Source organism: Nostoc sp. NZL, from assembly GCF_015714705.1.
Lineage (GTDB): Bacteria > Cyanobacteriota > Cyanobacteriia > Cyanobacteriales > Nostocaceae > Nostoc > Nostoc foliaceum_A.
Genome location: NZ_WBKL01000120.1, coordinates 14,808 through 29,867, shown reverse-complemented (window position 1 = coordinate 29,867; position 15,060 = coordinate 14,808). Strand labels below are relative to the sequence as shown.

At 42.4% G+C, this 15,060-nt stretch carries 15 protein-coding genes; 3 read left to right on the top strand and 12 right to left on the bottom strand.

Annotation, left to right across the window (positions count from 1 at the left end; genetic code table 11):
• Positions 1 to 5: 5 nt before the first annotated feature.
• Positions 6 to 479: a hydrogenase maturation protease gene (locus tag F8R90_RS17160; protein ID WP_230966373.1), complete on the bottom strand. Its 474-nt coding sequence runs from the start codon at positions 477 to 479 to the stop codon at positions 6 to 8.
• A 188-nt stretch (positions 480 to 667) separates the two neighbouring features.
• Here F8R90_RS17160 and F8R90_RS17155 point away from each other — a divergent pair, with 188 nt between their 5' ends.
• Positions 668 to 1,009 (top strand): chitin binding peritrophin-A domain-containing protein, encoded by a 342-nt coding sequence (locus F8R90_RS17155; protein ID WP_196511743.1) that lies wholly within the window; start codon positions 668 to 670, stop codon positions 1,007 to 1,009.
• Between the two features lie 88 nt (positions 1,010 to 1,097).
• On the opposite strand, the gene F8R90_RS17150 is transcribed toward F8R90_RS17155, so the two are convergent.
• The 8 genes from F8R90_RS17150 to F8R90_RS17115 all read right to left on the bottom strand — a co-directional run bounded on the left by F8R90_RS17150 (position 1,098) and on the right by F8R90_RS17115 (position 8,438).
• Positions 1,098 to 1,952: a sulfurtransferase gene (locus F8R90_RS17150; RefSeq protein WP_196511742.1), complete on the bottom strand. Its 855-nt coding sequence runs from the start codon at positions 1,950 to 1,952 to the stop codon at positions 1,098 to 1,100.
• Between the two features lie 147 nt (positions 1,953 to 2,099).
• On the bottom strand, positions 2,100 to 3,548 hold the full coding sequence (locus F8R90_RS17145) for a Ni/Fe hydrogenase subunit alpha (protein ID WP_196511741.1): 1,449 nt from the start codon (positions 3,546 to 3,548) through the stop codon (positions 2,100 to 2,102).
• Positions 3,549 to 3,670: 122 nt separating this feature from the next.
• On the bottom strand, positions 3,671 to 4,216 hold the full coding sequence (locus tag F8R90_RS17140) for an oxidoreductase (protein WP_190895081.1): 546 nt from the start codon (positions 4,214 to 4,216) through the stop codon (positions 3,671 to 3,673).
• A gap of 40 nt (positions 4,217 to 4,256) precedes the next feature.
• Positions 4,257 to 4,781 (bottom strand): DUF3122 domain-containing protein, encoded by a 525-nt coding sequence (locus F8R90_RS17135; RefSeq protein ID WP_196511740.1) that lies wholly within the window; start codon positions 4,779 to 4,781, stop codon positions 4,257 to 4,259.
• A 36-nt stretch (positions 4,782 to 4,817) separates the two neighbouring features.
• Positions 4,818 to 5,534 carry a bidirectional hydrogenase complex protein HoxU gene (gene hoxU / locus F8R90_RS17130; protein WP_196511739.1) on the bottom strand — a complete coding sequence of 239 codons (717 nt, stop codon included), beginning with the start codon at positions 5,532 to 5,534 and terminating at the stop codon, positions 4,818 to 4,820.
• 344 nt (positions 5,535 to 5,878) lie between these two features.
• Positions 5,879 to 7,522, bottom strand: coding sequence for a NuoF family protein (locus tag F8R90_RS17125; protein WP_196511738.1), 1,644 nt, complete (start codon positions 7,520 to 7,522; stop codon positions 5,879 to 5,881).
• Complete coding sequence (gene hoxE / locus F8R90_RS17120) at positions 7,509 to 8,042, bottom strand: bidirectional hydrogenase complex protein HoxE (RefSeq protein ID WP_196511737.1); 534 nt, start codon at positions 8,040 to 8,042, stop codon at positions 7,509 to 7,511. Before hoxE ends, F8R90_RS17125 begins: the two co-directional genes overlap by 14 nt.
• Positions 8,043 to 8,132: 90 nt before the next feature.
• Positions 8,133 to 8,438 carry a hypothetical protein gene (locus F8R90_RS17115; protein ID WP_196511772.1) on the bottom strand — a complete coding sequence of 102 codons (306 nt, stop codon included), beginning with the start codon at positions 8,436 to 8,438 and terminating at the stop codon, positions 8,133 to 8,135.
• Between the two features lie 239 nt (positions 8,439 to 8,677).
• Between F8R90_RS17115 and F8R90_RS17110 the strand changes: the two genes are divergently transcribed.
• Positions 8,678 to 9,919, top strand: coding sequence for a DNA cytosine methyltransferase (locus tag F8R90_RS17110; protein WP_196511736.1), 1,242 nt, complete (start codon positions 8,678 to 8,680; stop codon positions 9,917 to 9,919).
• The gene (locus tag F8R90_RS17105; RefSeq protein ID WP_196511735.1) at positions 9,892 to 10,869 is read left to right on the top strand and encodes a Bpu10I family restriction endonuclease; all 978 of its coding nucleotides are present in this window, start codon (positions 9,892 to 9,894) and stop codon (positions 10,867 to 10,869) included. The genes F8R90_RS17110 and F8R90_RS17105 overlap by 28 nt, the downstream gene beginning before the upstream one ends.
• A 196-nt stretch (positions 10,870 to 11,065) precedes the next feature.
• Here F8R90_RS17105 and F8R90_RS17100 read toward each other — a convergent pair whose 3' ends face one another.
• The 3 genes from F8R90_RS17100 to rimI form a co-directional block, all read right to left on the bottom strand.
• Positions 11,066 to 11,272 (bottom strand): hypothetical protein, encoded by a 207-nt coding sequence (locus tag F8R90_RS17100; protein WP_190917263.1) that lies wholly within the window; start codon positions 11,270 to 11,272, stop codon positions 11,066 to 11,068.
• Positions 11,273 to 11,552: 280 nt separating this feature from the next.
• The gene (locus F8R90_RS17095) at positions 11,553 to 14,021 is read right to left on the bottom strand and encodes an ATP-dependent Clp protease ATP-binding subunit (protein WP_196511734.1); all 2,469 of its coding nucleotides are present in this window, start codon (positions 14,019 to 14,021) and stop codon (positions 11,553 to 11,555) included.
• 418 nt (positions 14,022 to 14,439) lie between these two features.
• Positions 14,440 to 14,991, bottom strand: coding sequence for a ribosomal protein S18-alanine N-acetyltransferase (gene rimI / locus F8R90_RS17090; protein WP_196511733.1), 552 nt, complete (start codon positions 14,989 to 14,991; stop codon positions 14,440 to 14,442).
• Between the last annotated feature and the right edge of the window lie 69 nt (positions 14,992 to 15,060).

Below are 15,060 nucleotides of genomic sequence, written 5' to 3'. Positions count from 1 at the left end.
AAATTTTAAAGAAGTAAGCTGAAATTTTCGTCTATAATTTGGGTAATTTTTTTTAGGGCGATCGCTACTCCAATTTCAGCAAATGGTGATAAGTAGCAACCTAATTCAAAGTTTACTCCTGGTACTTTTATCCACCAAGCTGGCGGACAACGACCATATACAGCTTGAGTCAGAGCTAAGAGCGATCGCGGATCGCCTATATGCCCTGCAATAATCTTGAAAGATTCAGGTAAAAGCGATTGTACTTGTACCTGAGAACTTTCAGAGGTGAAACAAGCATCGATAAAGACTGCCAAATCAGCATTTGCTAAAGCTTCAGCCAGTTCAGGGGTGAGTTGGTGGACAGCAAGAGATTTCACGTTTGATAGATGCAACGCCTTAGCTACTCGTTGCCCAATGCCATCATCGCTACGCAATTCATTACCGTAACCAATGGCGATCGCCTCCGGCGGCGCGTAGCCCATCGCATTGCAATTCATAGTTTTTGGCTGTCTAACACTACTTTCAAGTTATGCAAAAAACTTGAAGAACTTGTGAAGAACTGCTCAATCGACAAATGTTCTGGTTTTTTCTTTAACTGTCTTATCTGTCCTTGCATTCTCACTTTTATGCTGAGAATATATTCAAATTGATACACCAATTTGTAATTTACAAGTAAAAATAAATCATGAAAAAAATACTGTTGTGCTGTTGTGCAATGATTTTAGCAATGTGGGTCGCCATTAGCCCTGCACTCGCTGCTGATAGCAACAGTCCTGCACCTGCTACGGATAGCAACAGCACTGCAATGGCTGGCGAATGTACATCTGAGGGATTTTTCGTCAATCCAGAGGACTGTACCAAATTCTTCCGTTGCGTAGATTTTAGCCAAGACGGGAAATCCTTTACAAAGTTCGACTTTGAATGTGGGCCGGGTACCGTTTACGATGAGCGATACAATACCTGTAACCATGCTTGGGCGCTCCCTGAGAGTGATAAATGCTACAAGTCTATGTCAAGTATGAAATAGTAAGAAACCGAGTCCGCAATGCCTAGGTTGGGCTACGCCTACGCACAGGGAAAATGCACCTAAAATTGATTCGCTAACTATCTGAAGCTTACATGATTCTACTATCAATGGGTAGTGATAAGTCGCGCGACCATTCATTCCAAGAACCAAAATAATTTCTAGCAGAAATTCCTGCTTCTTCAAGGGCTATTAATGTATTAGCAGCCCTTGAACCCTTAAAGCAGTAAATATACACAATGGACTCTGAAGTAATACCTACTGACTGACAAATTTCTCGGATTTCATCTGGCGATCGGAACGTGGGGATTTCCGATTCAGAATTCATTAGATGATGCCATTCTAACCATACAGCGTTAGGGATTCTACCTTTGCGAGGGCAAAAATCAGGATTGTAGGGAGAAGAACTTAGCCCAAGCCATTCGTTGCGATCGCGTACATCTAATTTAATAATTGCTGGATTGTCAATTGCTTGCAACATCTCGACGGTAGTCACCATCATATCAGCGTTGGGATGCAATCTAAATATGCTGCTTTCACGTAATGGTACTTCATCGGTAGTAGGTAATCCCTCTCTGAGCCATGCTTTATATCCTCCGTGTAAGATAGATACCTGAGTGCAACCCAAATACTTCAGTAAAAAAGCTGCTCGACAAGATTGACCATAACCTCTATTTAAAGCATCTTCATACACAATTATCCGTTCTGCACCCGATATTCCCAGCTTGCTCATAATTTCTGCAAAATACTCTTGCAATACCTTTAATCCTTCTGGAGAGGAATTCTCTAAAAGATAGGTGAAAAAATCTCTAATATTTATGGATTGAGGAATATGAGAAATAGCATAATCTTCGGGAGTTCGCGTATCGATAATGACAGCGTGTGATGAATTTTCTGCTAACAGGGACGTGAGTTCTTGAGGAGAAATGAGGAGTTTTGTATTCACGCTTTCATGCTTCTGCTATCGTACCATTAGGCATTATCGCGCCCGGTAGATTTGCGTTTTGGAATGCAAATCACAGAAGAAGAAATATTGAATGTTATAAGAGAACTTTTGTGGCTGTATTGTTTTCAAGCAAGAATTCAGAATAGATTAATCTCGCCAAACTTCATTTACAATATTCCCATCTGTGCCAATTAATTGAATATGCAAAAGCATTTGTCCTGCCGCATGAGTTGAACAACTCAAACAAGGGTCAAAAGCTCTGATTCCCGCTTCAACACGGTTTAACATCCCTTCAGCAATTTCTGAACCGTGAATAAAATGCCGCGCGATTTGCGCTACTGTGCGATTCATTGCTAAATTATTCTGACCTGTGGCAATTACTAAATTTACTTTCTGAAGTAAGCCATTTTCATCAACTTGATAATGGTGAAATAATGTCCCACGTGGTGCTTCACTTACACCCACTCCTTCTAATTGATTAATGCCAGCATCAGCACGCAATTTTTTAGACATTAAATCTGGGTCATCTATGATAATTTCTATGCGTTCAATGCAAGCCAGAATTTCAATTAACCGGGCATAGTGATAGAAAAATGATGAGGTGACAGTGCCTTTTCCTCTGTCTCTAAATTCTCTCAATTCTGCATCAGCTAAAGGTGTACCAATATGACTGCAAATATTCAGACGTGCTAGCGGCCCTACCCGATAAATACCACTATCTAAACGACAATGGTCGCTCTGGTCAGGATAACCTAAAGGGCGATAGTAAGGAGACTTTAAATAAGAATCTGGTTGAACTGCTTCACCAATAAATTCTTGATAATCAGTTGCATCGAGTTTATCAGCAATAATATTTCCAGCGCTATCTACAAAACGAATATGTCCGTCGTAGTTCTCCCACAAACCATCAGGAGTGACTAAACCCATAAATAAGCTAGGAAAATTCCCAAAGGTTTGCACTTCTTTTTGATAATCATTGAGTAAGTTTTTAAACCTACCCAGTGCATCTAATATTGTGGTGCGTGCTTCCGGGATGCGGTTCTGAATATGGGTGCGTCCTTCCTCGGATAAGGGTTCGCGGACACCACCAGGAACCGCCCATGATGGATGTATCTTGCGCCCTCCCAGTTGTTCAATAATCTCTTGTCCAAATTGACGCAAGCGGATTCCTCCACGCGCCAGTTCTGGTTCTGCTGCAATTAAGCCAAATACATTGCGTTTTTCGGGGTCGCTATCCATTCCTAATAATAAATCTGGGGCGCTGAGGTGGAAGAAACTCAAGGCGTGGGATTGGATAATTTGTCCCAAGTTCATCAAACGGCGCAGTTTTTCAGCAGCTTTAGGAATTGTAACCGCAAGAATGCGATCGCCTGCCTTTGCTGATGCTAATAAATGACTCACCGGACAAATCCCACAAATTCGCGCTGTAATTCCTGGCATTTCCCAAAGCGGACGGCCCTCACAAAACTTTTCAAAACCACGAAACTCTGTGACATGAAAACGAGCATCGCTTACTTGTCCCGTGTCATCTAGATAAATAGTGATTTTGGCGTGTCCTTCAATTCGGGTAACTGGGTCAATGATTACTTTTTTCATAACTATTTCAGGTCAAGCAAATTTCTAATATTGCTGATGCAATATGGGTATAAATTGCTTCTAAGATCCTTTGGTAATTGCCTCACTCCAACTTAGATAAATAATCTGAGTAACTTGTGAAGTTAACCAAACTTGATAAATTCACGTCCTTCTAGCTGTGGTTTTTCTCCCCTTAACAGTGGCTCTAACACTGCTCTAATCCGAGTTGCTGAAGGTGGACATCCTGGCAAATAAATATCAACTGGTACTACTGTATGTACTGGTATCACTCGATCTAGCAAGGTTGGCACAATACCAGGTTCATGGGGAATTGTGCCGTGAATATCTGCTGCTTCGATATAACAACGTTGAAGAACCGGTTCAGCACTACCTAAAGGATTGCGTAAAGCAGTAACATTACCAGTAACAGCACAATCGCCAAAGGAAACAAGAATGTGCGATCGCTCTCTTACTATCTGAATCATTTGCAGATGATCTTCATTGGCTACTGCACCCTCAACTAAAACCACATCCACCCCTTGAGGATATTCTTTGGCATCAGCAAAGGGACTAAAAACTAAATCTACTTGTTGTGCTAAATCAATCAGCCATTCATCCAAATCGAGAAAAGACATATGACAGCCAGAACAGCCGCCTAGCCAAACTGTCGCTAATTTTAAACGAGCCATTTTCTTTTTTTAAGGAGCAAATGAATTTTGACCTTAGGACTTAGGACTTTAGTGCAACTTCTTGCCATTCCTGCACGATGTATTGAGGTATTGATAAATTGATGAAGTGTTGTTTACCTACAGGTATACCAATCAATAAATCTTCCGTTGGCAATTGAGGTAAAACATCCTTGAAGTCATACTGACCAATAGTTGGTGCTGGTGCTTCATCGAGGAAAATATCAGGAGCAGTCAATACTTTACCTGTATCAGTAGTAATCTTCAGGGGTAAGGGATGCCCCAGTTCCTGAGAACCGGTAAATCCCACTAATCGGAGATTTATTGAAGATATTTTATTGCCGTTAGAATTAACTCGCTTAAACAAGACAACCTGCCAATAATTTCCTAATTCATCATTCAATTTTTGCTGTGAGCGATATACTACTTCTCCTGGCGCTTCTTCTAATTGAATAACAGCAGCAATCACCTGTTGAGATGTGAAAGTTGCTAAACCCAGGTATATATATATTGTTAATATTCCCAGCAATAGGAGCCACCAAAAAGTTTTTAAGATGCGGCGTAACATTAGATTTACCTCATTGTGCTAATTCATGATTAGTGACTAAATAAGCCATTGTTGTTTTTCCCGTGCTGTAACTAGGAAATCAAGCTTGGCGCGATCGCGTTTTATTTCTCCGACGCTTGAGCCTTTGTTAAAAAGTGCACCTGTCGGACAAGCATTAACGCATTTGCCGCAGGAAGTACAAGTATCTGAGGTTCCCCAAGGCTGATTTAAATCAGTGATTACATGGGAATTTGTGCCTCTACCCGCCATATCCCAAGTGTGCGCTCCTTCAATTTCGTCACAAACACGGATGCAACGAGTGCAAAGAACACAACGGTTGTGGTCAACGCCAAAGCGATCGTGAGAAACATCGACTTTGCGATCGGGGAAATGGTAATCCAAACGCACATGATCCATACCCATCTCAATCGCCAAGTCTTGCAATTCGCAATTACCATTAGCTACGCAAACCGAGCAAATGTGATTACCTTCAGCAAATAACATTTCGATAATTGTGCGACGATATTTTTGCAGGCGATCGCTATTTGTCTCAACTTCCATACCTTCAGTAACTTTCGTCACACAAGCAGGTTGAAGTTTATTACTGCCAGCAATTTCTACTAAACAAAGCCGACAAGCCCCAACATCTCCAACTCCTTCTAGGTGACATAAAGTCGGAATGTGAATCCCTGCATCCTGCGCTGCTTGGAGAATGGTTTCTTCCTCACGGGCGCTAATTAACTGCTCATTGATTGTTAAAGTTTTTACTACCATTTTTACCTCGCTTTTTTAGTCATTCATCAGCACAAGAGTGATTGTTTTGAGTTCCGTTAAAGAGCATATAGATTAGGACATTTTGAGAGTGTAAATGTTAGGAACAGTAATGTTTAACCTCTTGTCTCCTGCTATACTCAACAAAACTCAGCCCGCTCAATCTTTGCTTGAAAGAACTCTGAATTGTGTTCAGTGACATGATCGCTTGTTGGTGACGATTCTAGCGATCGCTAAATCTTACTCACTTCTTTTTGGTTCTTTATCTGAATGATGACTAAAACTATGAATGCGATCGCCAGGAATGCACCAATGCCGAAGAAAATTTTGGTAAACATTTGACCCACCTATTTAGATATGGCGGTTTCTTTAATCAAAGCCAAATATTCATCACGGAAATAACGCAAGGTACTAAATACCGGATTAGGTGCAGACTGACCAAGACCGCACAAGCTGGTATGTTTTACCATGTCGCATAGTTCTTCCAGCAGTTCCAAGTCAGCAAAGGATGCCTTACCTTCACTAATTTTTGTCAACAATTTATATAACTGCACCGTCCCCACCCGACAGGGAATGCACTTACCACAAGATTCATCCATGCAAAATTCCATGAAGAAGCGGGCGACATCCACCATGTTGGTAGTTTGATCCATGACAATCATGCCGCCGGAACCCATCATCGAACCAAGTTTAGTGAGTGATTCATAATCCACCGGACTATCAAAAGCTGATGCTGGAATACATCCCCCAGAAGGGCCACCAGTTTGCACTGCTTTTACCACACCGCCATTTGGTACGCCGCCACCCATTGCTTCCACAATTTGCCGCAGTGAAGTTCCCATCGGTACTTCTATCAAACCTGTATTACGGATTTTGCCTGCCAATGCAAAAACCTTTGTACCTTTGCTCTTTTGAGTGCCAATATTAGCGAACCAGTCAGCACCTTTGCGGATAATAGGTGCAACATTGGCGTAAGTTTCAACGTTATTAATTAAGGTAGGATAGCCCCACAAACCAGACTCGGCAGGGTAAGGCGGACGGGGATGAGGAGTACCGCGTTTACCTTCAATAGAAGCCATTAAAGCGGTTTCTTCACCACATACATAAGCACCAGCACCGATACGAATATCAATTTTGAAATCAAAGCTAGAATCGAAAATTTGACTGCCTAAGATGCCAAGGCGTTGTGCTTGGCGAATTGCAGTTTGCAAACGATTGATGGCGATGGGATATTCTGCCCGGATGTAGATGTAGCCTTGGTTTGCGCCTACAGCATAGGCTGCGATCGCCATTCCTTCCAAAACGCGATGGGGATCGCTTTCTAAGACGCTGCGATCCATAAACGCCCCCGGATCGCCTTCATCGGCATTGCAGATTACAAATTTGCGATCGCTTCGCTCGCCGTAGGCATCGCCTTTTGCTTTAGCAACTGTTGCCCATTTCAAACCTGTAGGATAACCAGCACCACCACGTCCCCGTAAACCACTGCGGGTAATAGCATCTACTACTTCGCTAGGATTCATCTCTCGCAAGACATGGTAAAGGGCTTGATAACCTTTGGCGGCAATATAAGATTGAATGCGTTCTGGATCGATTTTGCCACTGTTTTCTAAAACAATCGGCATCTGGTATGTAAAAAATGGATGAGTTAAATCACCTTGTTGGACTGTTGTCTCTCCCCCATTTAGAGCAGCAATAATTGAGGGTGCATCATCAGGTGTGACTTTCTCGTAAAGCGTAGCTAGACTTTCTGGTTTGGTGTTTCTCTCAACCTGTACTAATGGCCCTTGACAGCACAAACGCATACAGCCAACGCCACGAACTTCTACTTTTTCCGCCAAATTTTCTGCTGTGACAGCTTCTTCCAAACGCTGTTTGACGGCTTGTGAATTGGCAGACAGACAACCAGCCGCAACACAACAACGAATTTGCACAGGTTTCTCTGAAGCACTTTCTTGTTGTGCAATTTCAATTAACTCAGGTAGATCCATCTTGTAACCATCCTTTGATGCGATCAAGGACTGATTCAGCAGTTTGATTGCCTAAAACGGTACCATCAAATACTACAGCAGGTGCAATTCCACAAGCACCCAGGCACCTTGCTGTTAGCAGTGAAATTTGTCTATCTGCTGAGGTTTCACCAGCGTGGATGTGAATAGACTTTTCTAAATTTGCCAGGATAGCTTCAGCGCCTTTAACGTAACAAGCTGTACCTGTACATACCACGCAGGTATGTACGCCGCTAGGGGCAAGTGAAAATAAATGGTAGAAAGTGGCAACACCATAAACTCGACTAGGTGGCAGTTTGAGATTATGAGCAACGTAAATTAATACATCGTTTTCTAAATAACCAAACAGTTCCTGCGCTTTATGCAATATCTCAATGAGTGCATCCTGTTGATACTGGTAGCGTTTTATAGTTGCTTCCAGCATTTTAAAGCGCTTATCACCACGAGTTACGGAGGGTGTTTTTGTCGTGTTGTTCCTCTTAACAGCAGATTCTGAATTCATCGTTTGAGCCTCTCGTCTCTTCAGGATGTTGCGAGTCTCACAGTTATGATGATAGGAGAACAATTTGAGAAACTTGTGAGATACGCTAGCTCATGTTGACCAGAAGAGAACAAGGAGAGGGGGAGGCATTGCTAAAATCTGTTCAGCCTCTTCAACTGGGTTAAAACTTGATGGGGAAGAGAAATGGAAAATCGGAAGCCGCAGAACTGGTGAACGATCGCACCTTGGTATTTTTGAAACAGCATTTGGGCTATGAGTGGAATTAATATGGTTTCTCCCTAAAGTAGTTCCACTTTGCGATCGCCTCCGGCGGGCGGTTACGCCATCGCTCAAAATGCCAGCGTCAATCATGCGGTGATATTCGTCAATCCTCCACTTAGCAACTATCACAGTCATGACGATTGATTCCTCCTAATGATTCTTTATATTCTTCCATTTTCAAGGCACTTCAGGTCTGATTCAGAATCAGTCGATTGATTGAAGATAAAGACAGTTTGTCCTTAAGAATACTAAAAATTACTTATAGCCAGAGACCTTGACCAGAATAACTGTGTAGCAGGTTGACAAAGAGCTACAAGGGTATCATCCTAGAGTGTTTAGAATGTAAATCACATGAGTAACCACATTAAGAGTCTATGCTAACAGCACAACCTATCACTATTGATTTGTTTGCTGGGGCTGGCGGCTTTGGTCTAGGTTTCGAGATGGCAGGTTTCTCTGTTCCTTTATCCGTTGAGATTGATGCTTGGGCTTGTGATACACTGCGCCATAACCGCCCTAATATGACAGTTATTCAACAGGATATTCGTGATTTAAACACTGCAAGTAGCATTAAGGATATCTGTCATTTCAAGCCGGATATTGTTATTGGTGGGCCTCCGTGTCAAGGCTTTAGTATTGCCGGGCCAGCACAAAAAGATCCTAAAGATCCTAGAAATAGTTTATTCATTAACTTTGCTCAGTGGATATGTTTTCTCGAACCTCAAGCTTTTGTAATGGAGAATGTTAAAGGTTTATTTTCGCGCAAAAATAATGAAGGCAGAAAGGTAACAGATATCATTAAAGAAACTTTTGAGAATTTAGGGTATTTTGTAGAAGTATGGTCATTAAATGCTGCTGAATATGGTGTCCCACAAATTAGGGAGCGTATTTTTATTGTTGGAAATAAAACAGGAAAGGAATTAGGTATTCCTCCAAAAACACACTCCTTAGATTTATTGCATATCAATAGCTCTCAATTATCAATATTTGCCTGTATGGGTTTACTTCCTGCCCTTAGCTTGTGGGATGCCATATCAGATTTACCACCACTGAATGCACGTGAGGGTGAAGAGGAACAACCTTACATTTCAAAACCTCTCAATAACTATCAAAGCTGGAGCAGGAATGGCAGTAAAACACTTTACAATCATGTTGCAATGGATCATTCCCAGAGGCTTGTAGAACGCTTCAAACATATTAAATGGGGTGAATCAAGTTCAGATGCACCAAAAGAACATGGGGCTAGACGGCGTAGTGGAAATGGTGAGTTATCTGAGATAAGTTATGACCAAAATAACCGACGTTTAAATCCATATAAACCATCACATACAATAGCAGCTTCGTTTTACGCCAATTTTCTTCATCCTTTCCAGCATCGCAATTTGACAGCCCGTGAAGGGGCACGTCTTCAATCTTTTCCTGACTCTTATCGTTTTCTAGGAAAGAAGACTGTTGTATCTCACAAGTTATTACATCGGGAAGAGAGATTCGACGAGAAGTTTCTTTGCCAGTACAATCAGGTAGGTAATGCTGTACCACCTATTCTTGCTAAAGCGATCGCACTTCATCTTCAAGAAAAATTAGAGCTATGCCCAAAAGCGATAGGAACCCTTTAGTTCACGGCTCTAATCTTGAACAAAAGGAGAATCACCGCACAAAATACAGAGATGTTGATAGTAAAAAATATCTCACTGAAATTAGAACTGAGTATGATAAGTGGCGTTCAGCTAATCTCGAATTAGTTGGGCCGACATCAACACCTACTGATCAAGATGACGCAATTATTGCTACCAGAGTAGAACTTCTATCAAAATATAAGGATTTTTTAGACCAGCAGCACTATGCTGAAAAGTTTGATTCTCGGTCGAACCTTCACTCTAGCGTGCTGGAGGAATTTCTCTATTATCTGTTTAAAGATTTAGTCAGAGACTTTGGAGAAAATGCTCTCATCGGCAAATCACATACGTTCAAAGATATTTTCTTTGTACCGCCAAAATACTCTGAGATGCTTAAGCGACCGTATGCACGTATTGAAAAGAAAGATCATGACTTTGTAATTGGAGCCACTATTCAAGTATCATTTGAAGCAGCAACCCCACCGGAGAAAGATGAAAATCCTGGGGAAATACTGCCACTTCTTAAAGAGGAGCCGGAAAACTACTCTGAAGTTACAGTTACAGGAAACACCGAAACGCACATTTTCGATATTCCAGTTGTTGCAATTGAATGTAAAACATATCTCGATAAAACTATGCTCGAAGGTTCATCACGAGCAGCAGAGGATTTAAAGGCAAGAAATCCAAATAGTTTATATGTTGTACTTATGGAGTGGATTAAGCTGACCAGTGATGTCAATCTTCGCAAGTACAAGGTTGACCAAATTTACGTACTACGTCAGCAAAAAAACACTGACCGAGAATTTAGATATGAAGAAAAATATGTTAAAAATTCAATTAATCCAGTTGTAGTTCAACATCTATTGCATAAAGTGCGGAAGCATCTGAAAATGGATTGGACTGGCGGAATTGAACACGGAATAGAGCGTGGCTGGCTAATTGACGAGTAGCTGCTGACTTACTAGGCGCTTGTGACACTTGCGTAGATGAACTATACTCGAAATCATCTTTGAAAGGCGTTCGCAACATCTTAACTATCAATACAATGCTCCAACTTTTGCCAAAATCGTGCTTCTAAATCTACATTCCTTTGAATTCGCTTTTTAAAAGCACGTTGAAATGAAGAACTGAAACTTACTTTTGTCATCACTCTTCTATCAGTTGTCTCAGTTCATCCATATTCGAGGAAAACTTTAGTTCACTATTTTGCTGTTCTACTTGCGCCGCCTGAAAATTTTGATAAATCTCTTCACGCCTTTCTTCGCGTAGATATTGCTGTAATAACAGTTGAATTTCTAACTTTTCTTCGCTGGAAAGACTTTTAATTGCTTCAACTACATCACTGAAGATCATAACTTAGAACACCTTTTAGTGCTTATCGGATTAATCTAACATGGTAACGATAAAGTATGGCTTGCACGTTCTTGCTCCTTTGTTCATGTTGTATCCTAATTCTACTACCAAGCTATAATACAAGGCGGTTTAGTGAACGATATACTACCGCAGACCAAATGCTACTAGATCCAAATTTGAAGCACTTAATAAATATTTAGTGAATAAAAAACGGTAGAGCAGTAAATACTCTACCGTTTTCTAATTTTTTATTTGAGACTTAAATCCCAAATCCTAAATCTTACTCAACACCTTGGGGTAACAATTCCCGGCGCTGTTGAGAACTAACTTGCACAACGCCATTTTCATCCACATCAACAAGGGCTGTATCGCCATCCTTGATACGTCCAGACAGAATTTCTTCTGCTAGGCTATCTTCTAACAGGCGCATAATTGCCCGACGTAATGGCCTTGCGCCGTAGCTGGGACTGTAACCTTCTTGGATCAAACGATCCTTGAAGCGGTCTGTGACTTCTAAGGTGATACCTTTTTCGGTCAGACGACCAAATACTTCCTTGAGCATAATTTCGGCGATTTGGGTCACTTCCGGCTTGTTCAACTGACGGAAGACGATAATTTCATCAAGTCGGTTGAGGAACTCTGGACGGAAGTACTGCTTGAGTTCTTCGTTTACCAAAGAGCGAATCCGGTTGTAAGTTGACTCGCTGGCATCTTCGGAGAATTCAAAGCCGATACCGCTACCGCCTTTTTCAATTACCTTAGAACCAATATTGGAAGTTAAAATCAGCAAGGTGTTCTTGAAGTCCACCGTGCGACCTTTGGCATCAGTTAACCGACCGTCTTCCAAAATTTGCAGCAGCATGTTGAATACATCGGGGTGTGCTTTTTCGATTTCGTCGAACAACACCACGGTGTAAGGACGCCGCCGCACGGCTTCGGTCAGCTGACCACCTTCGTTATAGCCAACATAACCTGGAGGGGAACCAATCAGCTTGCTGACGGTGTGACGCTCCATGTATTCGGACATATCTAAGCGGATCATCGCTTCTTCGGAACCGAAGAAGTAAGCAGCTAAGGATTTCGCCAACTCGGTTTTACCTACACCAGTAGGCCCAGAGAAGACAAAGCTAGCTATGGGTCGGTTGGGATTCTTCAAACCGACACGAGCGCGGCGAATTGCTCGTGAAACTGCTTTCACAGCTTCATCTTGACCAATTAAACGCTGATGCAAGGTGTCTTCCATGTGCAGCAGCTTTTCAGATTCAGATTCGGTGAGTTTGTTAACCGGTACTCCAGTCCAGGAAGCGACAATGTGAGCAATGTCTTCTTCTGTAACTACAGGTTCTTCACCTTCTGTGCCAGTTGCATTGGTCTTGCTTTGAGCGATCGCTCGGATTTCGGCTTTGATTTCCATTTCGCGATCGCGCAATTCCCCTGCTTTGTCAAAGTCTTGGGAGCGCACTGCGTCATCTTTTTCTTTTAATATCTGACGCAGTTCTTTGTCTAACTCTTTGGCTGCGGGTGGCAGTTGGGAGTTAATCAAGCGCACCCTAGAACCAGCTTCATCAACTAAGTCGATGGCTTTATCTGGGAGGAAGCGATCGCTAATGTAACGATCTGATAACTTCGCCGCTGCTACCAATGCTTCGTCGGAGATTTTCAGTTTATGGTGTTGCTCGTAGCGTTCGCGCAGACCATATAAAATTTCAATTGTTTCATCAACTGTAGGTTCACCAACCATCACTGGCTGGAAACGCCGCTCTAGAGCTGCATCTCGCTCGATGTGCTTCCGGTATTCATCTAGGGTTGTAGCTCCGATGCACTGCAACTCACCTCTGGCCAAAGCTGGCTTGAGGATATTCGCTGCGTCAATAGCACCTTCTGCCGCACCTGCACCAATTAAGGTGTGTACCTCATCAATCACGAGAATGACATTACCCGCCGAGCGGATTTCATCCATGATTTTTTTCAAGCGTTCTTCAAATTCACCCCGGTACTTGGTTCCTGCTACGAGCAAACCAATATCCAACGTGACGACGCGTTTATCTTCCAGGATGTCAGGGACATCTTTAGTGGCAATGCGTGAAGCTAAACCTTCAGCGATCGCAGTTTTACCAACCCCTGGTTCCCCAATCAGCACTGGGTTATTTTTAGTTCGGCGACCCAATATCTGGATTACCCGCTCAATTTCCTTGGCGCGTCCCACCACTGGATCGAGCTTATTGTCTATCGCCATCTGGGTTAGGTTTGAGCCAAATTCATCCAGAGTCGGGGTTTTTGTGCGCCCGGATGAACCGCCTGGTGAAACTTCGGCAGTTTCACCCAACATGCGGATGACTTGGGTTCTTACCTTAGATAGATCCACACCGAGGTTTTCTAGCACCCTGGCTGCGACACCTTCCCCTTCGCGGATTAGGCCCAACAGCAGATGCTCGGTGCCAATGTAGTTATGCCCCAGTTGGCGTGCTTCTTCCAAGGAGAGTTCTAAAACTCGCTTTGCCCGTGGCGTAAACGGAATTTCCACGGCAACAAAGCCTGATCCCCGTCCTATAATTTTTTCAACTTCAATTCGGGCATCTTTGAGATTGACGCCCATTGATTTCAGCACCTTGGCAGCCACTCCAGTGCCTTCGCCAATCAGACCCAGGAGGATCTGTTCGGTTCCAACAAAGTTGTGACCTAAACGGCGGGCCTCTTCTTGGGCCAGCATGATTACCTTAATGGCTTTTTCTGTGAAGCGTTCAAACATGGCATTTTTCCCATCACCTGCGGTCGTGCCGGTATGCTGATTTTAGCACAGGCAAAGCTTTTGGATGCCTGTATAACAGATTATAGACATCCTGAAGCTATGACTTGGGGTGATGGGCTAATTGTTAACTATTGACTACTTTTATCTGGCTAGTGTACTGAGGAGCTTTAGTTCACCAGCCTTTTTGGGATTTATTACAAACAGTTCACTGCTTACATTGAGAGTTGATTCACTCAATCCCAAACAACTACTAATAACATATTTTTTTTTAAATATCAACCAAAACCTATTTACATAGGTTTATGTTATGTTTTTCTGGGTTTTTATAAAATATTTAAATTTAAAAAACGCAGCAAAGTTGCATTTTTTTGCTGAAGCTGATCATCAACCCGGATAATTCAAAATTAATAATCCTCAACTACCTAAAAAGCAAGTGCCAAGAGGATTTGCCCAAGCGATCGCTAACTAGGGTATGCCAATTATCCAAAGTCTTTTGAAAATGGGGGTGTTGCAGGTCTGACATCCAAAGGATTAACGCATCCTCATCGTTATCTTGGTAATAACGCCGCCGCCGCCCTGCTGTTTTGAAGCCAAATTTTTGATATAAAGATATTGCCGCCAAGTTGGAGGCTCGGACTTCGAGGGTAGCTCGCTCCATTTTGCGATCGCAAGCTGTCTTAATGAGTGAATATAGTAAAGCTGCACCCATTCCTTGACGGTGATATTGGGGATGAACCGCCAAAATTGTAATGTGGGCTTCCTCTAAAATTGACCAAAAGCAACCCATTCCTAGCAAACTTGTGCTGGAGGATGGGGAAAATAAACCGAGTAAATCGCTGTTGGGACTATCCAATTCTCGTTTGTAGCCGTCCCGAGTCCAAAGTCCACCAAAACAGGCTTGATCGAGTTCCAGAATAGCACTGAGATTTTCTAGTGTCAGTAATTTAATTTCTAAATCTAATGAGATCACATTTATTGAATAAGATTACAAACCCTTTGTAAACTGGGAATCGGGAGACTAACTCAAAGCCCCTAATTT